Source organism: Streptomyces sp. NPDC001100 (assembly GCF_053598575.1).
On record NZ_JBSFKO010000026.1, the window covers coordinates 101,932 to 123,232 of the forward strand.

22 protein-coding genes are annotated in these 21,301 nt (G+C 71.3%); 12 read left to right on the forward strand and 10 right to left on the reverse strand.

Going from position 1 to position 21,301, the window contains the following annotated elements; translation table 11 throughout:
- Positions 1-8: 8 nt before the first annotated feature.
- Positions 9-1,160 carry an outer membrane protein assembly factor BamB family protein gene (locus ACWDEW_RS32010; RefSeq protein ID WP_450517370.1) on the reverse strand — a complete coding sequence of 384 codons (1,152 nt, stop codon included), beginning with the start codon at positions 1,158-1,160 and terminating at the stop codon, positions 9-11.
- A gap of 44 nt (positions 1,161-1,204) precedes the next feature.
- Positions 1,205-2,086: a LysR family transcriptional regulator gene (locus ACWDEW_RS32015; RefSeq protein ID WP_450517372.1), complete on the reverse strand. Its 882-nt coding sequence runs from the start codon at positions 2,084-2,086 to the stop codon at positions 1,205-1,207.
- A 120-nt stretch (positions 2,087-2,206) separates the two neighbouring features.
- Here ACWDEW_RS32015 and ACWDEW_RS32020 point away from each other — a divergent pair, with 120 nt between their 5' ends.
- The 7 genes from ACWDEW_RS32020 (at position 2,207) to ACWDEW_RS32050 (ending at position 9,156) form a co-directional block, all read left to right on the forward strand.
- Complete coding sequence (locus ACWDEW_RS32020; protein WP_450517435.1) at positions 2,207-2,878, forward strand: succinate dehydrogenase; 672 nt, start codon at positions 2,207-2,209, stop codon at positions 2,876-2,878.
- A gap of 1 nt (position 2,879) precedes the next feature.
- Positions 2,880-4,832 (forward strand): fumarate reductase/succinate dehydrogenase flavoprotein subunit, encoded by a 1,953-nt coding sequence (locus ACWDEW_RS32025; protein ID WP_450517374.1) that lies wholly within the window; start codon positions 2,880-2,882, stop codon positions 4,830-4,832.
- Positions 4,829-5,578, forward strand: coding sequence for a succinate dehydrogenase/fumarate reductase iron-sulfur subunit (locus ACWDEW_RS32030; RefSeq protein WP_450517375.1), 750 nt, complete (start codon positions 4,829-4,831; stop codon positions 5,576-5,578). The genes ACWDEW_RS32025 and ACWDEW_RS32030 overlap by 4 nt, the downstream gene beginning before the upstream one ends.
- A gap of 149 nt (positions 5,579-5,727) precedes the next feature.
- Positions 5,728-6,168 carry a hypothetical protein gene (locus tag ACWDEW_RS32035; RefSeq protein ID WP_450517376.1) on the forward strand — a complete coding sequence of 147 codons (441 nt, stop codon included), beginning with the start codon at positions 5,728-5,730 and terminating at the stop codon, positions 6,166-6,168.
- Positions 6,165-6,938 carry a GNAT family N-acetyltransferase gene (locus tag ACWDEW_RS32040; protein WP_450517378.1) on the forward strand — a complete coding sequence of 258 codons (774 nt, stop codon included), beginning with the start codon at positions 6,165-6,167 and terminating at the stop codon, positions 6,936-6,938. The genes ACWDEW_RS32035 and ACWDEW_RS32040 overlap by 4 nt, the downstream gene beginning before the upstream one ends.
- A complete protein-coding gene (locus tag ACWDEW_RS32045) occupies positions 6,938-7,873 on the forward strand; it encodes a lysophospholipid acyltransferase family protein (RefSeq protein ID WP_450517380.1) in 936 nt (311 codons plus the stop codon). Before ACWDEW_RS32040 ends, ACWDEW_RS32045 begins: the two co-directional genes overlap by 1 nt.
- Before the next feature lie 119 nt (positions 7,874-7,992).
- Positions 7,993-9,156 (forward strand): alanine--tRNA ligase-related protein, encoded by a 1,164-nt coding sequence (locus ACWDEW_RS32050; RefSeq protein ID WP_450517381.1) that lies wholly within the window; start codon positions 7,993-7,995, stop codon positions 9,154-9,156.
- A 66-nt stretch (positions 9,157-9,222) separates the two neighbouring features.
- Here the strand turns inward: ACWDEW_RS32050 and ACWDEW_RS32055 are convergent, their stop codons facing one another.
- Positions 9,223-11,559, reverse strand: coding sequence for an ATP-binding cassette domain-containing protein (locus ACWDEW_RS32055; RefSeq protein ID WP_450517383.1), 2,337 nt, complete (start codon positions 11,557-11,559; stop codon positions 9,223-9,225).
- A gap of 176 nt (positions 11,560-11,735) precedes the next feature.
- On the opposite strand from ACWDEW_RS32055, the gene ACWDEW_RS32060 reads away from it, so the two are divergent.
- Positions 11,736-12,758, forward strand: a complete 1,023-nt coding sequence (locus tag ACWDEW_RS32060; protein WP_450517385.1) for an alcohol dehydrogenase catalytic domain-containing protein — start codon at positions 11,736-11,738, stop codon at positions 12,756-12,758.
- Here the strand turns inward: ACWDEW_RS32060 and ACWDEW_RS32065 are convergent.
- Both ACWDEW_RS32065 and ACWDEW_RS32070 read right to left on the reverse strand, forming a co-directional pair.
- Entirely contained in the window at positions 12,748-13,761 is a 1,014-nt protein-coding gene (locus ACWDEW_RS32065; protein ID WP_450517387.1) for an LLM class flavin-dependent oxidoreductase, read from the reverse strand. The two genes, ACWDEW_RS32060 and ACWDEW_RS32065, sit on opposite strands and share 11 nt — an antisense overlap.
- A gap of 52 nt (positions 13,762-13,813) precedes the next feature.
- Positions 13,814-14,236, reverse strand: a complete 423-nt coding sequence (locus tag ACWDEW_RS32070; RefSeq protein ID WP_450517389.1) for a (2Fe-2S) ferredoxin domain-containing protein — start codon at positions 14,234-14,236, stop codon at positions 13,814-13,816.
- Between the two features lie 68 nt (positions 14,237-14,304).
- Here ACWDEW_RS32070 and ACWDEW_RS32075 point away from each other — a divergent pair, with 68 nt between their 5' ends.
- From ACWDEW_RS32075 to ACWDEW_RS32090, 4 genes are all read left to right on the forward strand, one after another.
- On the forward strand, positions 14,305-14,796 hold the full coding sequence (locus ACWDEW_RS32075; protein ID WP_450517391.1) for a phosphatase domain-containing protein: 492 nt from the start codon (positions 14,305-14,307) through the stop codon (positions 14,794-14,796).
- Positions 14,797-14,881: 85 nt separating this feature from the next.
- The gene (locus ACWDEW_RS32080; protein ID WP_450517393.1) at positions 14,882-15,223 is read left to right on the forward strand and encodes an ArsR/SmtB family transcription factor; all 342 of its coding nucleotides are present in this window, start codon (positions 14,882-14,884) and stop codon (positions 15,221-15,223) included.
- A gap of 3 nt (positions 15,224-15,226) precedes the next feature.
- Complete coding sequence (locus ACWDEW_RS32085) at positions 15,227-15,739, forward strand: SRPBCC family protein (RefSeq protein ID WP_450517395.1); 513 nt, start codon at positions 15,227-15,229, stop codon at positions 15,737-15,739.
- The gene (locus ACWDEW_RS32090) at positions 15,739-16,407 is read left to right on the forward strand and encodes a dihydrofolate reductase family protein (RefSeq protein ID WP_450517397.1); all 669 of its coding nucleotides are present in this window, start codon (positions 15,739-15,741) and stop codon (positions 16,405-16,407) included. The genes ACWDEW_RS32085 and ACWDEW_RS32090 overlap by 1 nt, the downstream gene beginning before the upstream one ends.
- Positions 16,408-16,416: 9 nt before the next feature.
- Here ACWDEW_RS32090 and ACWDEW_RS32095 read toward each other — a convergent pair whose 3' ends face one another.
- The 5 genes from ACWDEW_RS32095 to egtA form a co-directional block, all read right to left on the reverse strand.
- A complete protein-coding gene (locus tag ACWDEW_RS32095; RefSeq protein WP_033279016.1) occupies positions 16,417-16,632 on the reverse strand; it encodes a dodecin in 216 nt (71 codons plus the stop codon).
- Between the two features lie 93 nt (positions 16,633-16,725).
- Complete coding sequence (gene egtD / locus ACWDEW_RS32100; RefSeq protein ID WP_450517398.1) at positions 16,726-17,688, reverse strand: L-histidine N(alpha)-methyltransferase; 963 nt, start codon at positions 17,686-17,688, stop codon at positions 16,726-16,728.
- Positions 17,685-18,458 carry an ergothioneine biosynthesis protein EgtC gene (gene egtC / locus ACWDEW_RS32105; protein WP_450517400.1) on the reverse strand — a complete coding sequence of 258 codons (774 nt, stop codon included), beginning with the start codon at positions 18,456-18,458 and terminating at the stop codon, positions 17,685-17,687. Before egtC ends, egtD begins: the two co-directional genes overlap by 4 nt.
- A complete protein-coding gene (egtB, locus tag ACWDEW_RS32110) occupies positions 18,458-19,789 on the reverse strand; it encodes an ergothioneine biosynthesis protein EgtB (RefSeq protein ID WP_450517402.1) in 1,332 nt (443 codons plus the stop codon). Before egtB ends, egtC begins: the two co-directional genes overlap by 1 nt.
- Complete coding sequence (egtA, locus tag ACWDEW_RS32115; protein ID WP_450517404.1) at positions 19,786-21,090, reverse strand: ergothioneine biosynthesis glutamate--cysteine ligase EgtA; 1,305 nt, start codon at positions 21,088-21,090, stop codon at positions 19,786-19,788. Before egtA ends, egtB begins: the two co-directional genes overlap by 4 nt.
- Positions 21,091-21,301: the final 211 nt, after the last annotated feature.

The following is a 21,301-nucleotide window of genomic DNA, read 5'->3' on the forward strand; positions in this document are numbered from 1 at the left end:
CCGCTGCCTCAGGGCAGCGGGATCGACCGCAGGCCGCGATGGGTGGCCGCCTGCACGACGACATGGTCGGGGTCGCCGGCCGGCACGGTGAGCCTGGGGTATTCCCCGCCCCTCGCCTGTGAGTACCGCGGGGACAGGTGCGGCGCGGCGTCGCCGGTCCCCTTCGGACCGGCGCGCAGGGCGATCGAGATCACCCGGTCCCTGACGGCGGCGTCGTCGCGCGGGGCGAAGGTGACGAACCGGTCACCCGCCAACTCCGCCTCCTCCGTGGTGTTGTCGTAACTCCACAGCCTCTTGGGGTGGACGAGGTCGTACGCGTTCCAGGAGCCCCCGCCCGGGTCCTCCGCGCTGTCCTCGTAGAGCACGAGCACACCGTCGGACGAGATCACCCCGCGCTCGGGCTTGTCTCCCGTGTCCTCGGCCGTCTTCAGCGGCCGGAGCGTGCCGGGGTCCAGGCGCTGGAGTGGCGGAAAGGTGTCCTCGGCGGAGTACGGGCTGCCGGTGCACACGAGGTAGTGGCCGCCGGCGATGAGGTAGTCGCACTCGACGCCCTGGGGACTGGCCGCCACGGTGCCGCCGGTACGCGCGTCGCGCGCGGTGACCTCGGTGCCGTCGCTGGTGTAGACGCGGCCCCCGAAGACGGCCATGTCCCCGTACGGATCCGCCGCGATGCTGCGGTGCCACAGCGGTTTGCCGTCGGAGGCCCGGAAGGCGGCGAGGGTGATGATCTTCGCGCCCTCCGTCGGGGCCTCGAGCACGTAGACGGTCCCGTCCGCCACCCTGATGACCACCGGGAAGGTGGAGCCGTAGGTCAGCTGACGGGTCCAAGCGGCTTTACCCGTACGGAGATTGGCCGCGCTCAGCGTCGCGCCGGAGCTGGTCACGGCCCGCTCGGCGGCCGAGTCGACGACAAGGTCGGCGTCTTTGCCGCCCTCGGCCGGAGGGACGGTCCACTTGACCTTGCCGGTGGCCTGCGACCGCCCGACGAAGCCACCTGAGCCGGTACGGCACACGAGCTGATGACTGGTCGCCTCGCAGCGCCCCTCCTGAGCCGAGTAGGACGCGGTCCACGCCCGCCACCCCGAGTCGGCAGGCGAGCCCGAGCACCCCGTGAGTATCAGCCCGACCAGCGGCACACCGGCCAGCCATGTTCTTCGCATCTCTGGTTCCCCCCTCGTACGCGAAAGTTTCATCGTACGGACGATCAGCGCTCCAGCAGCATCCGCTGCAGTTCTCTGGCGGCCCGCGGCGGAGCCACATCGCTGCGATGCGCGAGCGCGATCGTCCGGTGCAGTCCGGGCCGAGCCAGCGAGGTCACCCGCAGGCCCCGCCCGGACTTCGTCGCGACCATCCGCGGGACTACGGCCACGCCGAGTCCCGCCCGTACGAAGCCGAGCACGGCGTCCATCTCGCCACCCTCCACCGCGAAGTCGGGCTCGAAGCCCTCGGCGCGGCACGCGGCGACGGTCAGTTCGCGCAGGTCGTAGCCGTGCCGGAACATCACCAGACGCTCGCCCTCCAGATCGGAGATCCGCACCGTCCGCCCCCGGCCCGGCACCGGCGCCTCCGGTGACGACACGACCACCAGGTCCTCGCGGAGCAGCTCCACGGTCGTCAGTGCCGGAGACGGAGTGGGCAGCGGCAGCACCACCAGGGCCAAGTCCAGGGCGCCGCGCGCGAGTTCGCGTACGAGATCGTGCGAACCGCCCTCCTCGATCAGCAGCCGGATGCCCGGATACCGGTCGTGGAAGGCGCGCAGCACGTCCGGCAGCAGGCCCGTGCACAGGCTCGGGGTAGCGCCCAGCCGAACCCGGCCGCTGCGCAGCTGCACCAGTTCGAGGACCTCGTGCCGGGCGGTGTCCGCGTCGGCCAGGATCCGCCGGGCCAGCGGCAGCAGCGCCTCGCCCGCGTCGGTGAGCGTGATGTTGCCCCGCGCCCGCAGGAACAGATCGGCCCCCAGCTCCCGCTCCAGCGCCTTGATCTGCTGGGACAGCGAGGGCTGCGCGACATGGACCACATCGGCGGCCCGGGTGAAGTGCCGGGTCTCGGCGACGGCCACGAAGTACTGGAGCTGCTGGAACTGCATGCAGTCATGATAGTCGTAGCCTATGGAATCCAGGTGGATCATGTCTTGGACCGATCGACCTCCCGCCACCTAACGTCCGTAGGCATGGCTCTGGCAACACGGACGGACCGACGGCCGTCGATGGCGCGCACGGTGTGGGACAGCTCCGTCGGCAAGAAGACAGTGATGGCGGTCAGCGGCCTGATCATGCTGCTGTACCTGGTCGTCCACATGATCGGGAACCTGAAGATCTTCTTCGGCGCGGGAGAGTTCAACCACTACGCCCACTGGCTGCGCACCGTCGGCGAACCCTTCATGCACTACGAGTGGACGCTCTGGCTGATCCGGATCGTCCTCGTCGTCGCCGTCATCGCGCACGCCGTCTCCGCGTACCAGCTCAGCCGCCGCGACATCAAGGCGCGCCCCAGCAAGTACGTGCACAAGAAACCCCGCGCGACCTACGCCACCCGCACCATGCGCTGGGGCGGGATCATCCTCGCCCTCTTCATCGTCTGGCACGTCCTCGACCTGACGACCGGCACCGTGCACTCGGGCGGCTTCCAGGAGGGCCACCCGTACCAGAACGTCGTGGACACCTTCTCCACCTGGTACGGCGACACCATCTACATCGTCGCGATGCTCGCCCTCGGCCTGCACGTCCGGCACGGCTTCTGGAGCGCGGCCCAGACCCTCGGCGCGGGCAGCCGCAGCCGCGACCGCGCCCTGAAGACGATCGCCAATGTCCTCGCGCTGCTGCTCACGGCCGGCTTCATCGCGGTGCCCGTGGGCGTCATGACCGGAGTGGTGAGCTGAAATGACCCTTGAATACGCGGACTTCACGACCGGGGAACCCGTCACCGACACCAAGGCACCCAACGGCCCGATCAACGAGCGCTGGGACACCCGCCGTTTCGAGGCCAAACTCGTCAACCCGGCCAACCGGCGCAAACACACGGTGATCGTCGTCGGCACCGGCCTAGCGGGCGGCTCCGCCGGCGCCACGCTCGCCGAACAGGGCTACCACGTCGTCCAGTTCTGCTATCAGGACTCCCCGCGCCGCGCCCACTCCATCGCCGCCCAGGGCGGCATCAACGCGGCGAAGAACTACCGCAACGACGGCGACTCCGTCCACCGCCTCTTCTACGACACCGTCAAGGGCGGCGACTTCAGGGCCCGTGAGTCCAACGTCCACCGCCTGGCGCAGATTTCGGTGGAGATCATCGACCAGTGCGTGGCGCAGGGCGTGCCGTTCGCGCGGGAGTACGGAGGTCTCCTCGACACCCGCTCCTTCGGCGGAGTGCAGGTGTCGAGGACCTTCTACGCGCGCGGCCAGACGGGCCAGCAACTGCTCCTCGGCGCCTACCAGGCGCTGTCCCGGCAGATCGCCGCCGGGAACATCGAGATGCACCCGCGCACCGAGATGCTCGACCTGATCGTCATCGACGGGAAGGCGCGCGGGATCGTGGCGCGCGATCTCATCAGCGGCCGTATCGACACGTACTTCGCGGACGCCGTCGTCCTGGCCAGCGGCGGCTACGGCAACGTCTTCTACCTGTCGACGAACGCCATGAACTCCAACGCCACCGCCGTCTGGCGGGCCCACCGGCGCGGCGCGCTCTTCGCCAACCCGTGCTTCACACAGATCCACCCCACCTGCATCCCGCGCACCGGCGAGCACCAGTCCAAGCTGACCCTGATGAGCGAGTCGCTGCGCAACGACGGCCGGATCTGGGTGCCGAAGGCGAAGGGGGACGGGCGCCCGCCGAACCAGATCCCCGAGGACGAGCGCGACTACTACCTGGAGCGCATCTACCCGTCCTTCGGCAACCTCGTGCCGCGCGACATCGCCTCCCGCGCCGCGAAGAACGTCTGCGACGAGGGGCGGGGGGTCGGCCCCGGCGGCCAGGGCGTCTACCTCGACTTCGCCGACGCCATCGCCCGGATGGGCCGCAAGGCCGTCGAGGAGAAGTACGGCAACCTCTTCGACATGTACGCCCGGATCACCGCCGAGGACCCGTACACGGTCCCGATGCGGATCTACCCCGCCGTGCACTACACGATGGGCGGCCTCTGGGTCGACTACGACCTCCAGACCACGATCCCCGGCCTGTTCGCGATCGGGGAGGCCAACTTCTCCGACCACGGCGCCAACCGCCTGGGCGCCTCCGCACTGATGCAGGGCCTCGCCGACGGCTACTTCGTGCTCCCGGCGACCATCAACGACTACCTCGCCCGGCACCCCGGGCACGAGGAGATCGGCGTCGAACACCCCGCCGTACAGGAGGTGTTGGCCGAGACGGAGGACCGACTCAACCTGCTGCTTGCAGTGGACGGCGACCGCACCCCCGACTCCTTCCACCGCGAGGTCGGCGAACTCATGTGGGAGTTCTGCGGCATGGCCCGCACCGACAGCGGACTGCGCAAGGCGCTGGAGCGCATCCCGCAGATCCGCGAGGAGTTCTGGCGGCGGATCAAGGTCCCGGGCAGCGGCGAGGAGTTCAACCAGTCGCTGGAGAAGGCGAACCGGGTCGTCGACTACCTCGAACTCGCCGAGCTGATGTGCCTCGACGCACTCAACCGCGCCGAGTCCTGCGGCGGCCACTTCCGCGAGGAGTCGCAGACCCCGGACGGCGAAGCGGCGCGCAGGGACGAGGAGTTCAGCTACGCCGCCGCCTGGGAGTTCACCGGCACGGGCTCATCTCCCGTGCTGCACAAGGAAGACCTGGTCTTCGAGTACGTCCACCCCACTCAGCGGAGCTACGCATGAAGCTCACCCTGCGCGTCTGGCGGCAACGCAACGCAGACGCCGAAGGCGCCATGTCCACCTACCAAGTGGACGGAATCTCCAGCGACATGTCGTTCCTGGAGATGCTCGACACCCTCAACGAGGAACTCATCCTCAAGGGCGAGGACCCGGTCGCCTTCGACCACGACTGCCGTGAGGGCATCTGCGGCGCCTGTTCCCTCGTCATCAACGGCGACGCGCACGGCCCCGAGCGCACCACCACCTGCCAACTGCACATGCGGTCCTTCGAGGACGGCGACACGATCGACATCGAACCGTGGCGCGCATCGGCCTTCCCGGTCGTCAAGGACCTCGTCGTGGACCGCTCGGCCTTCGACCGGATCATCCAGGCCGGCGGTTACATCACCGCGCCGACGGGTGCGGCCCCCGAGGCCCACGCCACCCCCGTCCCCAAACCGGACGCCGACTTCGCCTTCGAGCACGCCGAGTGCATCGGCTGCGGGGCGTGCGTGGCCGCGTGTCCCAACGGCGCCGCGATGCTGTTCACTTCGGCCAAGATCAACCACCTCAACGTGCTCCCGCAGGGCGCCCCCGAGCGCGAGACCCGCGTCCTCGACATGGTGGCCCAGATGGACGACGAGGGCTTCGGCGGCTGCACCCTGGCCGGCGAATGCGCCACCGCCTGCCCGAAGGGCATCCCGCTGGTCTCCATCACCGGCATGAACAAGGAGTGGCTGCGGGCGACGCGGAAGGTCTCCAAGCGCTGAACCGCCCTACGAACTCCCTGTACGGGACAAGAACGTTCGCCGACAAGGTGCGGACGGGCGGGACCGGGAGTGGTGCTCAAGCCCGGTCCCGTCAGGCACCGTGGGCGACACGTGCCCGGACAGGCGCCCCCAGCCCAGGATGCGGCCGTGTGCTGGACGCCCCGGGACAGGTGCCGACCGCCGGGGCCTTCAACCTCGCGACCCCTGGCGGCGAGTGGGTGTGGAACGAGGGAACTCCCGCCGACATCCCGGTCGTTGACGGCGTACGGGTGGTGGTCCTCGATCCGCCGCCGTACAAGCGAGGGTGGGTCGCCGTCCGCTTCTTCCCCGGCATGGCCGGTGACCTGGTGCTGGAGCGGGTGCTCGGTGCCGGCGAGGCCCGGGAGTGGCTGGGGCGGTGCGCCCCGCCGAAGTGGGCGGCATACCCTGAGGGCTTGGTGTGGGGCGCCGTTCAACAACCCCACATCCCTGCTCCGGGCACAGGTCACGCGCAGGACGCCCGGCATCGGAAGAACTGTTGCGACCGGACATACGGAACCGGCCAGCCAGTTCCACCGCCGAACCCGGCCCGTGATCAGGGAGAGCCATGACCGGCGTTTCCACCCTCGACCGTCCCGCGCAGCCCGCCGCGCCGACCCGCTACACCGTCACGCTCGCCCGTGACGAGGACGATGTGCGCGCCGTGCAGCGGCTGCGGCACGACGTCTTCGCCGGGGAGATGGGCGCCCGCCTGTCCAGCCCGCAGCCCGGCCTGGACGTGGACGCCTTCGACGCCTACTGCGACCACCTCCTCGTCCGCGACACGGTCACCGGCCAGGTGGTCGGCACCTACCGCCTGCTGCCGCCGGAGCGCGCCGCGGTCGCCGGACGGCTCTACTCGGAGAGCGAGTTCGACCTCGCCCCCCTCGACCCGATCCGCCCGGGCCTCGTCGAGGTCGGCCGTTCCTGCGTCCACCCCGACCACCGCGACGGCACGGTCATCGGCCTCATCTGGGCCGGCATAGCCCGCTACATGGTCGACCGCGGCCACGAATGGCTGGCCGGCTGCTGCTCCGTCCCGCTCGCCGACGGCGGCGCCCTCGCCGCCGGCACCTGGGACCGGGTCGCCGCAAAGCACCTCGCCCCCGAGGAGTTCCGGGTACGGCCGCTGGTGCCCTGGAGCCCGGACGGCGTCACCCGCCCCACCGACCGCGTCGAATTCCCGCCGCTGCTGCGCGGCTACGTCCGCCTCGGCGCCTGGGTCTGCGGCGAGCCCGCCCACGACCCGGACTTCGGGGTCGCCGACCTGTACGTGCTGCTGTCGATGCGCCGGGTCAACCCGCGCTATCTGCGGCACTTCCTCTCGCTCGTCCCGGCCTGATGAGCGTCTGGCTGCCCAGCGCGCCCTGCACCCCCAGGACGTGCATCGGGTCGACGGGGTCCGTCACGGCCGTACCGCGCGCCGTGCTGAGATTCGTGGCCGTACTGGTCGTGGTGGCCGCGGGCGCCGCCCTCACCCCCATCGGCGCGCGCATCCCGGCCCGCGTGGTGCGCTGGTGGTGCCGGACGATCGTCCGGGCCGCCGGCATCCGGCTCCGGATCACCGGCAGCACCACGCCCACCGGCGGACTGCTGCTGGTCGCCAACCACATCTCGTGGCTGGACATCCCGCTGATGGCCGCCGTACGCCCTGCCCGCATGCTGGCCAAGGCCGAGATCCGGCACTGGCCCGTGGCCGGCACGCTCACCGCCGGCAGCGGCGCCCTCTTCATCGACCGCGACCGACTGCGCGCCCTCCCCGAGACGGTCGCGGCCGTCTCGGGCGCCCTGCGCGCCGGCGGAGCGGTCGCCGTCTTCCCCGAGGGCAGCACCTGGTGCGGCCTGGCCCAGGGGCACTTCCGGCGGGCCGTCTTCCAGGCCGCGCTGGACGCCGGGGTACCCGTCCAGCCGGTCGGCCTGCACTACGTCACCGACGGCGGCACGGCCAGCACCGCGCCCGCCTTCGTCGGCAGTGACTCGCTGCTCACCTCGGTGTGGCGGGTGGTGTCGGCGCGCGGACTGGTCGCCGAGGTCGAGGTGGGGGAGACCATCGCGCCCGGCAGTCACCCCGACCGCCGCTCGCTCGCCCACGCCGCGCAGACCGGGGTCTCGGGCCGGGCCCACCACCCGGACCACTGCACCTCGGTGGCGCGGACCCCGGTGAAAATTCGCAGGACGACGCGGAGGCGTCCTGCTAGCGTGGCGGCCATGAGGATCATCAGGCACACCGACACTGCGACCGCGCGAGCGACCAGCTCGCCGGCCGCCGACGCCTGACCTCACCCACCTCTCCCGGCGGCCGGAAACGGACCGCCGGGACGTGTCGTTTCCAGCCTCCTCACAGGCCTCCCCGCGGTTCCTTTCCGGTCCCCACCCGACCCGAAGGACCCATCGCCGTGAACACCGACGACACCGTCCGCACGTTCCTCGACTTCTACCGTGAACGCGGGCACGAGCCGATCACCGGCAGCACCCTCCTGCCACCGCCCTCCGACCCGGTCCTGTTCACCACCTCCGGCATGCACCCGCTCACGCCGTACCTCCAGGGCCGCCCCCATCCACAGGGCCGACGCCTGGTCAACGTCCAGCGCTGTCTGCGCACCACCGACCTCGACGAGGTCGGCGACCCCACCCACCTGACCGTGTTCGAGATGCTCGGCTCCTGGTCGCTGGGCGACTACGACCATCCGCAGAGCCTGCGCTGGGGCTACGAACTCCTCCGCGACGGCTTCGGCATCGCGCCGGAGAAGCTGTACGTCACGGTCTTCGGCGGCGACGAACAGCTCGGCCCCGACCTCGAATCCCTGCACACCTGGCGGGAGTTGGGCCTGCCCGTGGAACCGACCCGGGACGAGAACTGGTGGTCCAACGGACCGACCGGCCCCTGCGGCCCCGACTCCGAGATCTTCTTCTGGACCGGCGACGGCCCGCCGGAGGGGAGCCCGACCACCGACTCGCGCTGGGTGGAGATCTGGAACCACGTGCACATGCGCTACGAACGCGGCGAGGACGGCGAGCTCGTGCCGCTGCGGCAGGTCAACGTCGACACGGGGATGGGGTTGGAGCGGTTCGTCTCCGTCCTCCAAGGATGCCGCTCGGTCTATGAGACGGATCTGTTCGAGCCGTGGATGCGGCTGGTTCCGCCGCTGTGGCATCTGGACGAGGAGTCCGTGCGGGTGGTCTGCGACCATCTGCGGTCGAGCGTCGTGGTCCTTGGAGACGGGGTACGGCCCTCCAACACGGGGCGAGGGTATGTCCTACGGCGGCTGGTGCGGCGGTTGCTCACGGTGCTGCGGCGCGATGATCCTTCGCGCACGCTGGGTGATCTGCCGGTGGAGCTTGTCGAGCACACGCTTGACCATTTCCGGCAGTCGTTCGGGGGCGATGTCGTGCGGGACGTGTTGATGGACGAGGAGCGGCGGTTCGGTCTGCTGCTGGAGCGGGGGCGGCGGGTGTTGTCGCGGCCGGAGTTTCGGGGGCCGCTGAGTGAGGACGACTTTCGATATCTGCACGACACTCATGGGTTGCCGCGTGATTTGGCGGCCGGTTTGCTGGGCTAGGACCTCGGCTGCGGGTGCGTGGGGGCTGGTCGCGCAGTTCCCCGCGCCCCTGACGACAAGGGGTGACTATGCGAGGGCGTTTGCCAGATAGGGAGCCGTAGCGCTCCCCGGCGCCCCTGCCACATCCCTCGGCGGGCCCGTTGCCACAATCCCGCCGCCCTCGTCCCCGCCGCCCGGGCCCATGTCGATCACCCAGTCCGCGCCCGCCACCACCGCCATGTCGTGCTCGACCACCACCACGGTGTGGCCCGCGTCGACCAGTCCGTGGAGTTGCCGTAGCAGGACCTCGACGTCGGCCGGGTGGAGGCCGGTGGTCGGTTCGTCGAGCAGGTAAAAGGTGTGGCCGCGTCGGGTGCGCTGCAACTCGCCGGCCAGCTTGATGCGTTGGGCCTCGCCGCCGGAGAGCTCGGTGGCGGGCTGGCCCAGCCGGAGGTAACCGAGGCCGACGTCCAGGAGTGTGGTGAGACTGCGGGCCACGGCCGGGCTGTCCGTGTCCGCGAAGAAGCCCGCCGCGGCCTCCACCGTCAGGTCGAGCACCTGCGCGATGTTCCGTCCCCGGTACGTCACTTGGAGGGTCTCGGGGTTGTAGCGGGCGCCGTCGCAGTCCGGGCAGGGCGCGTAGGTGCTCGGGAGGAAGAGCAGCTCGACGCTGACGAATCCCTCGCCCTGGCAGGTCTCGCAGCGCCCGCCCGGCACGTTGAAGGAGAACCGCCCTACGCCGTAACCCCGTTGCCGTGCCTCGTCCGTGGCCGCGAACACCTTGCGGACGACGTCGAAGAGACCGGTGTAGGTGGCGAGGTTCGAGCGCGGGGTGCGGCCGATCGGTTTCTGATCGACCGACACCAGGCGTCCCACGCCCGGCAGTTCCTCCGTGATCTCGCCGATCAGTGTGGACTTCCCGGAGCCGGACACGCCGGTGACGGCGGTGAACACGCCCAACGGGAACTCCGCGGTCACGTCCCGCAGGTTGTGCCGGGTGATCGGGCCGACCTTCAACGCGCCTCGTGGCGAACGGACTTCACGGGCGGCTACGGGGGAGCGGTCGAAGAGGAAGCGGGCCGTCGCCGACTCCTTCACCTTCGCCAGGTCGGCCACCGGGCCGCTGTGCAGCACCCGCCCACCGTGCTCGCCGGCCAGCGGACCCACGTCCACCAGCCAGTCGGCGGCGCGCATCACGTCGAGGTGGTGCTCCACGACGAACACCGAGTTGCCCGCGGCCCTCAGTCGGTCCAGCACCGTGAGCAGGGCCTCGGTGTCGGCGGGGTGCAGTCCGGCGGACGGCTCGTCGAGGACGTAGACGACACCGAAGAGTCCGGAGCGCAACTGCGTTGCCAGGCGCAGGCGTTGGAGCTCGCCGGCCGAGAGGGTGGGGGTCGCGCGGTCCAGACTGAGATAGCCGAGGCCGAGTTCGAGGACGGGGGCGATGCGGGATGTGAGGTCCTCGGTGAGGACGCGTGCCGCCTCCGAGGTGCCGCCCAGCGTGCCCGCCAACTCCGCCAGCGGCAGCGCGGCCAGGTCGGCGATCGTGCGGCCCGCCACGGTCACGGCCAGGGATTCGGCGCGCAGTCTCCTGCCTCCACAGACCGGGCAGGGGGCGCTGGTCAGGAAGCGCTCCGCCTTGGCACGGAGCGTGGGGCTCTTCGTGTCCGAGAAGGTCTTCATGACGTAGCGGCGGGCGCTCATGTACGTGCCCTGGTACGGGCGTTGGATGCGGTCGGCGTCCCGGACCGGATGGACCGTGACCACCGGCTGCTCGTCCGTGAACAGGATCCACTCCCGCTCCTCGGCGGGGAGTTCCCGCCACGGCACGTCCACGTCGTGGCCGAGGGTGTCGAGGATGTCGCGCAGGTTCTTGCCCTGCCAGGCGCCCGGCCAGGCGGCGATCGCGCCCTCGCGGATCGAGAGGGAGGGGTCGGGGACCAGGGACTCCTCGGTCGTGCGGTGCACCCGGCCGAGGCCGTGGCACTCGGGGCACGCGCCCGCCGCCGTATTGGGCGAGAAGGCGTCCGAGTCGAGGCGTTCGGCGCCGGGCGGATAGTCGCCCGCGCGGGAGAACAGCATGCGGAGAGAGTTGGAGAGGCTGGTGACCGTACCCACCGAGGAGCGGGAGGTGGGGGTCGAGCGGCGCTGCTGGAGCGAGACGGCGGGCGGGAGGCCGGTGATCTCGCGGACCTTCGGGGCGCCGATCTGGTGGATCAGCCTGCGGGCGTACGGCGCGACCGACTCGAAGTAGCGGCGCTGGGCCTCGGCGTAGATCGTGCCGAAGGCGAGGGAGGACTTCCCGGAGCCGGAGACGCCCGTGAACACGGCCAGCACGTCCCGTGGGATGTCGACGTCGACGCCCTGGAGGTTGTGCTCGCGGGCGCCGCGGACGCGGACGTAGGGGTCGTGGGGTCTGCGCATGACCCGGCGAGTCTATGCGACCCCGCCGGGTGACGCCCGCTGACCTGCGGGGGTGCGGTGGTGTCCGTGCTGTGCCACGTTGGAAGACACGGAAAGCGGTCGCCGCACAGTCGCCTGCGCCCCGAACACGGCCGGCGCCCGGCCCGGCCGTGTTCGCATCCATCCGGGAGACAGGTATGAGCAGCTATCGGGTCGCGCAAGTCGCCGTCGCCGGCGGCGGGTTCGAGGTCGTCGGGCGTGAGATGCAGCAACCGGGGCCGGGCCATGTGCGGATCGCCGTGGAGGCCTGCGGGATCTGCCACAGCGACACCTTCTTCGTCGACGCCGGGGTGCCCGGCGTGAGCTTCCCGCTCGTCACCGGGCACGAGATCGCCGGACGGATCGACGCGCTCGGCGAGGGCACCTCGGACCGGGGCTGGCGGGTCGGCGACCGGGTGGCGGTCGGCTGGTTCGGCGGCAGCTGCGGCTACTGCACCCCCTGCCGGCAGGGCGACTTCATCGTCTGCGAGAACCTGAAGGTGCCCGGCTGGGCGTACGACGGCGGCTTCGCCGAGATGACGGTCGCGCCGGTCGACGCGCTCGCCAGGATCCCCGAGGGTCTGTCGGCGACCGCCGCCGCACCCATGGGCTGCGCGGGCGTGACCACCTTCAACGGGCTGCGGCGCAGCGCGGCGGGGCCGGGCGACCTGGTGGCCGTACTCGGACTCGGCGGTCTCGGTCACCTCGGTGTGCAGTACGCGGTCGCGATGGGGTTCGAGACCGTGGCGATCGCGCGCGGCGCCGAAAAGGCGGACTTCGCCAAGCAGTTGGGCGCGCACCACTACATCGACAGCACGGCGGACACCGAAGTCGCCCAGGCGCTGCGGGCGTTGGGCGGCGCGAAGGTGGTCCTGGCCACGGCGGGCAACGCCGACGCCGCCGCGGCGACCGTGGAGGGGCTGAGGCACCGCGGTGAGCTGGTGGTCATCGGGGCGGACAACGCGCCGCTGGGGATCAGCCCGCTCCAACTGATCATGCCCGGCAAGGTGGTTCGGGGCCATCCGTCCGGCACCGCGCAGGACGTGCAGGACACGCTGGCCTTCAGCGTTCTGCACGGCATCCGCCCGATGGTGGAGACCGTACCCCTGGACCGGGTCGGGGAGGCCTATGAGCGGATGCTGTCCGGGGCCGCGCGTTTCCGGATGGTGCTCACCCCGTGAGCCCTGTGAGCGAGGCGACGCGGGCGAGCCGCCGGTAGGAGTCCAGCAGCGCTTCGCGGTCGTAGGTGCTGGTGGTGACGAGGACCTCGTCCGCGCCGGTCTCCTTCAGCACCGTCTCCAGCTCGTGGGCCACCTGCTCCTCGGTGCCCGCGAGCTGTCCGGTGAGCCCGGCCTCGTAGAAGCCGGACTCCTTGTCGGACATGGCCAGTTGCTCCACCCGCTCGGCGGGCGGCAGCGGCGGGAACGTGCCGTGGGTGCGCGAGTACGCCATCGACCAGGCCTCCGGCACGAGGAGCTGGCGGGCCGCCTCGGGGGTGGCGGCCACGGCGATCGTGCCCGAGATGACGACATACGGCTCGGCGGCCCAGAGGGAGGGGCGGAACCGGGCGCGGTAGTGGTCGATGCCGCGGCGCATCTTCTCCCGGTTGCGCAGGTCGCCGATCACCATCGGCAGACCGGCCCGGGCCGCGATGTCGGCGCCCTCGCCCATCGCGAGCACGAACGGTGGGACGGCGAGGCCCTCCGAGGGTCGTGCGTGGGCGCCCGTGGGGGAGGTGCCCCGGAACCAGCCGAGGAGTTCGTCGAGTTGCCCGGCGAAGTCGTCGGCGTCGTCCTTGTCGCGGCCCAATGCCTTGCGCACACCGTCGGTGAAGCCGACCGAGCGGCCCAGGCCCATGTCGATCCGGCCCGGGAACAGCGACTCCAGCACCCCGAACTGCTCGGCCACGAGCAGGGGTTGGTGGTTGGGCAGCATCACCCCGCCCGTCCCGACGCGGATGGACCGGGTGGCCGAGGCGACGGCGGCGGCCAGCACGGTCGGCGCGGAACCGGCGACCCCTGGCACACCGTGGTGCTCCGACACCCAGAACCGGTGATATCCCAGCCCCTCGATCTCCCGCGCCAACTCCACCGTGTCACGCAGCGCCTCGGCGGGCGGGTGCCCCTCTCGGGTGCGGGAGCGGTCGAGTACGGAGAAAGGAGTCGAGGCGATCAAGGAGCTCACATCAGGTTCAACGCCCGCGAGGCCCCGGCATTCCCCGAGCCGCCCGGAGCGCTCACCGCCGCGACCGCACGCGCGCGTCCCGTGGCGGGTCGATGAACTGCAGCTCCAGCGTCACGGGCGGCTCCGCGAGCCCCGGCCCGCCCGCCGCCGCCCACTCCAGCACCTCTTCCGTGCAGTCGTCGTCCATCGCGAACCCGACCCAGGTCGGCCGCCCGCCGGCCCGCCGCCCCGCGGCCGACGGCTGGACGACGATCACGTTGGCCTGGTCGCACGGGCCGAGGCAGTCCGTCGTACGCACCGCGAAACCGTGCTCGGCGGCCCCGGCCCGCAGCCGTTCCAACTGCCAGGCGTGGTCCGTGCCCGGGTGTTTGCGCGGGTCGCCGCAGCAGCAGCCCCGGCAGACGACCAGGGTGCAGGGCCGGTCTCGCGCGGCACCTATGAGAAACGTACGGGGAACGGGAGTCGGGGCAGACATACGAGAAGCATGAGGCCAGGGCCTCGGGCGGTCGCCGCCGGGGTGCGGGGGCTGTCTAAGGTGGCCCGGTGACAGCTGACAGCAGGCGGCCCCTCGCCGTGTTCGACCTCGACAACACTCTCGCCGACACGGCCCACCGGCAGCGGTTCCTGGAGAACAGGCCGCGCGACTGGGACGGGTTCTTCGGCGCCGCGCCCGAGGACCCGCCGTTGGCGGAGGGCGTCGCGCTCGCGCTGGAGTGTGCCGAGGAGTGCGAGGTCGTCTATCTGACCGGGCGGCCCGAGCGCTGCCGGCGCGACACTCTCGACTGGCTCGCCGCACAGGGGCTGCCCGAGGGACGGGTCTTCATGCGCCGCAACGACGACCGCAGGCCCGCCCGGCGCACCAAGCTGGAGATCCTCAAGCGGCTCGCCCGGGACCGGGACATCCGGGTGCTCGTGGACGACGACGAGTTGGTGTGCGACGACGCCGAGAGCGCCGGGTTCAGGGTCGTCCGGGCCCGCTGGACCGCCCCCTCCGCCGCGCTGGAGTCGGCGCAGGAGGGGGAGGGCCGGACCTGAGAGGGCCGTACCCGCGCCGTCCCGCAGGACGCGCCCGGGTCCCGCCCGGCTTGACGCATTCCCATATCGGCATACGATGGTTGTCATGGCACGAGCAGCGACGACGTCGGACGTCTTCAACGCGATCGCCGAGCCGCAGCGCCGGGAGATCCTGGCGCTGCTGCGGGCGGGCGAGCGGCCGGTGACCGAGCTGGCGCACGAGCTGGGGATGAGCCAGCCTGGGGCGTCCAAGCATCTGCGGGTGCTCCGGGAGGTAGGCCTGGTGCGGGTCCGCGAGGCGGGCAAGCAGCGGCTGTACGGCCTGGACGCCCGCGGGCTGCGGCCCGTCCACGAGTGGGCCGGCGGATTCGAGCGGTACTGGAACGAGAGCTTCGACCGGCTGGACACCTATGTGCAGGACCTCAAGCAGGCACGGCAGGAGGACTGACCGATGGCAGGGACAAGGCAGGAAACCGGGGCGGGGGCGGAGTCGGCCACGGCCGACCGGGAGATCGTGGTCTCCCGGGTCGTCGACGCCCCGCAGGAGCTGGTGTTCGAGGCGTTCACCGAGGTCCGGCATCTGTCACGGTGGTGGGGGCCCGACGGGTTCACCACCACCACGCGGTCCTTCGAGTTCCGCGAGGGCGGCGAGTGGACCTTCGTGCTGCACGGACCGGACGGGACCGACTACTCCGAGTGGATCCGCTGGACGCGGATCGTCCCGCCGGAGCGGATCGAGCTGCTGCACGGCGAGACCCGCGACGACCCGAACGCCTTCGAGTCGGTCCTGACCCTCGCGGCGGACGGCACGGCGACCAGGATCGTCATGCGCACGGTGTTCCCCACCAGGGAACTGCGCGACGAGGCGGCCGAGAAGTACCACGCGGTCGAGGGCGGCGAGCAGACTCTGGGCAGCCTCGCGGCCTACGTCACCGACCTCGCGCGGAAGGAGGCGGAGGGCTGATGGCCGGGAAGGTGTTCTTCAGCGTGTCGATGTCCCTGGACGGCTTCGTGGCACCCGAGCCGGTGCCCGACCAGGACACGCTCTTCGCGCCCGGGAGACGGGACGACCCGGATGTGCGCCGGTGGATGGGGCAGTGGACGGAGCTGCAGCAGTGGGTGTTCCCGCTGCGGTTCTTCCGGGAGAACCTGGGGCTGGGCGAGGGCGGCGAGGAGGGCCTCGACAACGACATCGCGCGGGAGACGTTCGAGCGGACCGGCGCGAGCGTCATGGGCCGGCGCATGTTCGACCTCGGCGAGCGGTCCTGGCCGGAGGAGGCGCCCTTCCACACCCCGGTCTTCGTGGTGACGCACACCAAGCGCGACCCGTGGGAGCGGCCCGGCGGCACCACCTTCCACTTCGTCGACGACGGCATCGAGCACGCCCTCGACCAGGCCCGCGCCGCCGCCGGCGACCGCGACGTGCGCATCGCGGGCGGCGGCGCGACCATCCTGGAGTACCTGAACGCGGGCCTGGTCGACGAGTTCTCGATCACGCTGTCACCGGTGCTCTTCGGCACCGGCACCCGGCTGTTCGACGGCGTGGACGCGTCCAGGATCGCGCTGGAACCGGTCCGTCCGCAGCCGTCGTCGCGGGTGACACACCTGACCTACGCGGTGCGCCCGCGGTAGCTCAGGCGGTCAGTCCTCGTCCTCGATGCGGAAGCCGACCTTCAGGCCGACCTGGAAGTGCTCGATCTGCCCGTTCTCGATCTGGCCCCTGACCTGTGTCACCTCGAACCAGTCGAGGCTGCGCAGGGTCTGCGCGGCGCGGGCGACGCCGTTGCGGATGGCCTGGTCGATGCCCTCGTGAGAGGTGCCGACGATCTCGGTGACCCGGTACGTGTGGTTGGACATGCGGGTACTCCTCTCGGCCGTGACGGGCGCGTCACGCGTCACTCCACCGTGCCCCAAGGCGCGGCGGTACGCGAGACGGCCCGTCACCCGATGTCAGCGCACCACGCTCAATGACAGCGCGAAGCGGCCCTCTTGGTCGGTCCACCAGTGGGCCAACTCCAGCCCGGCCGCCGCCAGTTCGCTGCGCACGCCCTCCTTGCGGAACTTCGCCGAGATCTCGGTGCGCAGCTCCTCGCCGGCCGCGAAGTCGACGGCGAGATCGAGCGCCGGGATCTTCACGGTCTGGTCCGTGCGGGACCGCAGCCGCATCTCGATCCACTCGTTGTCGGCGTCCCAGAGGGCCACGTGGTCGAAGGCGGTGGCGTCGAAGTCGGCGCCCAGCTCGCGGTCCACCACGGTCAGGACGTTCTTGTTGAACGCGGCCGTCACCCCGGCCGCGTCGTCGTACGCCCTGACCAGGACCTGTTCGTCCTTGACCAGGTCCGTGCCGAGCAGCAGCGCGTCGCCGGGTGAGAGCAGCGCGCGGAGACCGGCGAAGAACGTGGCGCGTTCGGCCGGCAGCAGGTTGCCGATCGTGCCGCCCAGGAATGCCAGCAGGCGCGGTCCCGGTGTCTCCGGGAGCGTCAGCGCGCCGGTGAAGTCCGCGATCAGGGCGTGTACGTCGAGCCCCGGCCGCTCCACGACGATGGCGTGCCCGGCCTGGGTGAGCGCGCTCTCGCTGACGTCGACGGGGACGTACAGCGCCAGGTCGGTGAACGCGTCGAGCAGATGGCGTGTCTTGTCCGAGGAGCCGGAGCCCAGCTCGACGAGCGTCCGGGCGCCGGTCGCGGCGGCGATCTCGCCGGCCCGGTCGATGAGGATCTCCCGTTCCGCGCGGGTCGGGTAGTACTCGGGCAACTCGGTGATCTGCTCGAAGAGTTCGCTGCCGTGGGCGTCGTAGAACCACTTCGGCGGGAGGGTCTTCGGGGTGCGGGTGAGGCCGTGCAGGACGTCGGCGCGCAGGGCCGCGTCGGTGGCGTCCTCGGGCAGGGTGCGGGTGAGAAGGAACGGACTCACGTGCGGGGCTCCTTCGGTGGTGCGAGGTCTTTCAGGGGGGTGAGGAGGACCTCGGCGCGGTTCGCGGTGAGCAGAGTGCGGTCGGGGACCTCCTGCCAGTGCGGGTCGTCGTCGTAGGGCTCGGAGGCCACGACCGTGCGGCGGCCGGGCTCCGAGAGGTACCAGAGGGTGTCGCCCCAGGCCGTCGCGGCGATCGACTCGCCGTTGGTGAGAAGGAGGTTGAGGCGGGAGCCGGGGGCGGCATGGGCCACCTCCAGCACCGTGTCGGCCAGTGCCTGGCCCTCCTCGTCGCCCGCCCGCAGCCGGCCGAGGACCAGCGCCCAGACGAATGCCGAGTCGCAGCGGGCATCGAGGGACAACAGGTCGACCGGGGGCAGGCGTTGGGCGAGTGCCGCGAGCGTCTGCGGCCAGCCGGTGACGGCGCCGTTGTGGCTGAACAGCCAGGGGCCCGTGGCGAACGGGGCCGCCGCGGCCTCCCCGTCCGCGCCCGCGAACGTCGCGTCCCGTACGGCGGCCAGCAGCGCCCCCGAGCGGACCACACGGGCCAGGTCGGCGAAGGACTGGTCGCCCCAGATGGGCACGGCCCGCCGGTAGCGGCCCGGCACCGGGTCGCCCTCGGCGTACCAACCCACCCCGAAACCATCGGCGTTGACGGTACCGTGCCGCTGCCGCCGGGGTTCCCACGACTGCCGGTACAGGCTGTGCTCCGGGTCCACGAGGAGCCGGCCGAGCGGCTCCTCGGTTCCCAGGTATGCCAGGTGACGGCACATCAGACGGCCCCCGAGCGGGCGGTGCGGAACCCGGAGAAGATCTGTCGCCGGATCGGATAGTCCCAGTTGCGGAACGTGCCCCTGCAGGCCACCTCGTCCACCGCGAACGAACCGCCCCGCAGCACCTTGTACTCGGGGCCGAAGAACACCTCCGAGTACTCCTTGTACGGGAAGGCCCTGAACCCCGGGTAGGGCAGGAAGTCGCTCGACGTCCACTCCCACACGTCACCGATCAACTGGCGTACGCCCAGCGGTGATTCGCCGTCCGGATAGCTGCCTGCGGGGGCCGGGCGAAGGTGCCGTTGGCCGAGGTTGGCGTGCTCCGGGGCCGGGTCGGCGTCGCCCCACGGATAGCGCATCGAGCGGTCGGTCACCGGGTCGTGGCGGGCCGCCTTCTCCCACTCCACCTCGGTGGGGAGCCGGCGTCCGGCCCAGCGGGCGTAGGCGTCGGCCTCGTACCAGCACACGTGCAGGACGGGCTCGTCGGGCGGTACGGCCTCCGTCGCGCCGAAGTGGCGCCGCAGCCACTGCTTGCCGTCCTTGCGCCAGAACAGCGGTGCGACGACGGAGTTGCGGCGGATGTGCGCCCAGCCTTCCTTGGTCCACCAGCGCGGGTCGTCGTAGCCGCCGTCCTCGATGAACGCGAGATACGCGCCGTTGGTCACCGGGGTCCTGTCGATGTAGAAGGGGGCCACTTCACGCCGGTGCGCGGGCTTCTCGTTGTCCAGGGCCCAGGGCTCGGTCGAGGTGCCCATGGTGAACGGGCCGCCGGGGACGAGGACTTCGGCCGGGCCGGTGAACAGCGGTACCGGGTCGGGGTCGGGGGCCGTCAACGCCTGTGGGCCCGTGCGGAGTTGATGGGTGATCAGCATCGTTTCGTCGTGCTGCTGTTCGTGCTGGGCGACCATCCCGAAGGCGAAGCCCGCCTCCGTCAGCCGCGTCCCGCGGAACGTCGAGTCGGCCAGTACGTCCGTCACCCGGCCGCGCACCTCGGCCGCGTACTGCCGTGCTTCGGCGGGCGGCAGCAGCGGCAGCGAGGGGCGTTCGGAGCGCGGGTGCTCGAACGCGTCGTAGAGGCCGTCGATCTCGGGCCGCATCGCGTCCCGGCCGCCGACGGCACGCAGCAGCCACAGCTCCTCCTGGTTGCCGATGTGCGCGAGGTCCCAGACCAGCGGGGACATCAGCGGCGAGTGCTGGGCGGTGAGTTCGGGCTCGTCCACGCAGCTCGTCAGGAGCGTGGTGCGGTCCCGGGCCGTGGTGAGGGTGGTCAGCGCCCGTTCCCTGAGCGCCTCGATATCGATGTCATCAACGCTGGTGTCGGCGTCGGTCATGTGCGGATGTCCTTCCCGTGCGGGCGGCTGTCCGTGCCACGCACGCGGTCGAGCAGATCGTCGGCGGGGCAGCGGCCCCGGATGACATAGCGGTCGAAGTACGCGCGGACGGCGTCCACGACCCCGGCGCTCGCGCCCAGCCGGGGCAACGCCTCCAGGGCCGCCGCGAAGCAGACGAGCGCCACCTCGTGCAGCTCCGGGTCGGACAGTCCGTAGCGGGCCGCGTCGATCCACAGCGGATTGTGCGGCGCGGGCAGCCCCAGGGACCGCTCGGCCAGCGGCTTCACGGCCCGGTACGCGGTCTCGGCGGCCTCCGGGTCGTCGAACAGCGCCGTCGTCACCGCGAGCGGCACGACCCAGCCGTCGTCCCCGGGCTGCGCGTCGATCATGCGCAGTTCGAGATGGCCGCGCGGTCTGACCGGCGGGAACAGGGTCGTGAGGTGGTAGTCGAGGTCGTCACGGGTCGGGGGAGTGGACGAACGGGTCCACTCCCGGAAGGTCAGCCCCTCGGGTACGTCCCACGGGCCGTCCTCGCGCCGGACGCACATCACCGGCGAGTCGAGGACGTGCTCGGCCCAGGCGCCGCGCGGCTCCGCGTCCAGCGGGGGCGCGCCGGCCCGCCCGGGGCCGATCTCCATCCAGATCAGCTGCCGGGAGGAACGCCAGCCCGTGGGGCTGCGGCCGACCAGCGGGGAGTTGGCGAACGCGGCCACCAGCACCGCGCCCAGCTGGTGCGCCAGCCACCAGCGCCGCCCGTGGCCGAGCGGCCCCGGCTCCTCGTAGCCCGCGTCCAGGCACACCTGCACGGACGCCGAGGTGCACATCATGCGGCGGCCCGCGGGGCCGGTGCGGTCGAGGCAGCGCTCCATGGCGTCGTAGCGCGGCTCGTGCAGGAACCGGCGCGGCGGGTGCCAGGGATCGTGGCCGACGCCGACCAGCCCCAGGTTGTCGCGGGCCAGCACCGCGCGGACGGTGTCGAGGTCTTCGGAGACGGAACCGATGCACTCCATCAGGGAGGCGGCGGGCGACGAGCTCAGTTCCAGCTGGCCGCCGGGCTCGACGGTGAGCGCCGACCTCAGGTGCACGGTCTTCAACGCGGCGTAGGCCGCTTCGAGTCGTTCGGGTGTCACGGGGAGCTGCGGCAGCCGCAGCTCGTGGACGAGCCATTCCACTTCGACCCCGAGGGTTCGGGGCGGACCGGTCTTGAAGCAGATGCCCCTGACCAGGGCCTCCACCTCGGGTTCGGTGACCGCGGTACGGGGCTCCGTACAGTCGCTGCAGTCACTTGCCGTATCGGACATGTCGGGATCCTCCTGAGATTCCACCATGCCACCGGCCCGGTTTCTGTTTGGCCCGGGTCGGCACACCCGTCCCACCCAAGACCCTCGCGGCTGGTCGCACAAGGGTGCGTATTGCCACGTTCGGGATCGGTAATCTCCGGTTCGCCGGCCGTTCGCGGGGCCCGAAACTCCGTTGCACCGCACGACCAGCATGGCTCACGATGCAGGTATG

Excerpts from the sequence above, each read along its gene's own strand:
- ACWDEW_RS32090 (WP_450517397.1), top strand. The coding sequence starts at position 15,739 with ATGGCCGGGAAGGTGTTCTTCAGCGTGTCGATGTCCCTGGACGGCTTC.
- egtB (WP_450517402.1), bottom strand. The coding sequence starts at position 19,789 with ATGACCGACGCCGACACCAGCGTTGATGACATCGATATCGAGGCGCTC.
- ACWDEW_RS32060 (WP_450517385.1), top strand. The coding sequence starts at position 11,736 with ATGAGCAGCTATCGGGTCGCGCAAGTCGCCGTCGCCGGCGGCGGGTTC.
- ACWDEW_RS32040 (WP_450517378.1), top strand. The coding sequence starts at position 6,165 with ATGACCGGCGTTTCCACCCTCGACCGTCCCGCGCAGCCCGCCGCGCCG.
- ACWDEW_RS32030 (WP_450517375.1), top strand. The coding sequence starts at position 4,829 with ATGAAGCTCACCCTGCGCGTCTGGCGGCAACGCAACGCAGACGCCGAA.
- ACWDEW_RS32020 (WP_450517435.1), top strand. The coding sequence starts at position 2,207 with ATGGCGCGCACGGTGTGGGACAGCTCCGTCGGCAAGAAGACAGTGATG.
- ACWDEW_RS32015 (WP_450517372.1), bottom strand. The coding sequence starts at position 2,086 with ATGCAGTTCCAGCAGCTCCAGTACTTCGTGGCCGTCGCCGAGACCCGG.
- egtC (WP_450517400.1), bottom strand. The coding sequence starts at position 18,458 with ATGTGCCGTCACCTGGCATACCTGGGAACCGAGGAGCCGCTCGGCCGG.
- egtA (WP_450517404.1), bottom strand. The coding sequence starts at position 21,090 with ATGTCCGATACGGCAAGTGACTGCAGCGACTGTACGGAGCCCCGTACC.
- ACWDEW_RS32080 (WP_450517393.1), top strand. The coding sequence starts at position 14,882 with ATGGCACGAGCAGCGACGACGTCGGACGTCTTCAACGCGATCGCCGAG.
- ACWDEW_RS32095 (WP_033279016.1), bottom strand. The coding sequence starts at position 16,632 with ATGTCCAACCACACGTACCGGGTCACCGAGATCGTCGGCACCTCTCAC.
- ACWDEW_RS32070 (WP_450517389.1), bottom strand. The coding sequence starts at position 14,236 with ATGTCTGCCCCGACTCCCGTTCCCCGTACGTTTCTCATAGGTGCCGCG.
- ACWDEW_RS32085 (WP_450517395.1), top strand. The coding sequence starts at position 15,227 with ATGGCAGGGACAAGGCAGGAAACCGGGGCGGGGGCGGAGTCGGCCACG.
- ACWDEW_RS32010 (WP_450517370.1), bottom strand. The coding sequence starts at position 1,160 with ATGCGAAGAACATGGCTGGCCGGTGTGCCGCTGGTCGGGCTGATACTC.
- ACWDEW_RS32055 (WP_450517383.1), bottom strand. The coding sequence starts at position 11,559 with ATGCGCAGACCCCACGACCCCTACGTCCGCGTCCGCGGCGCCCGCGAG.
- ACWDEW_RS32045 (WP_450517380.1), top strand. The coding sequence starts at position 6,938 with ATGAGCGTCTGGCTGCCCAGCGCGCCCTGCACCCCCAGGACGTGCATC.
- ACWDEW_RS32025 (WP_450517374.1), top strand. The coding sequence starts at position 2,880 with ATGACCCTTGAATACGCGGACTTCACGACCGGGGAACCCGTCACCGAC.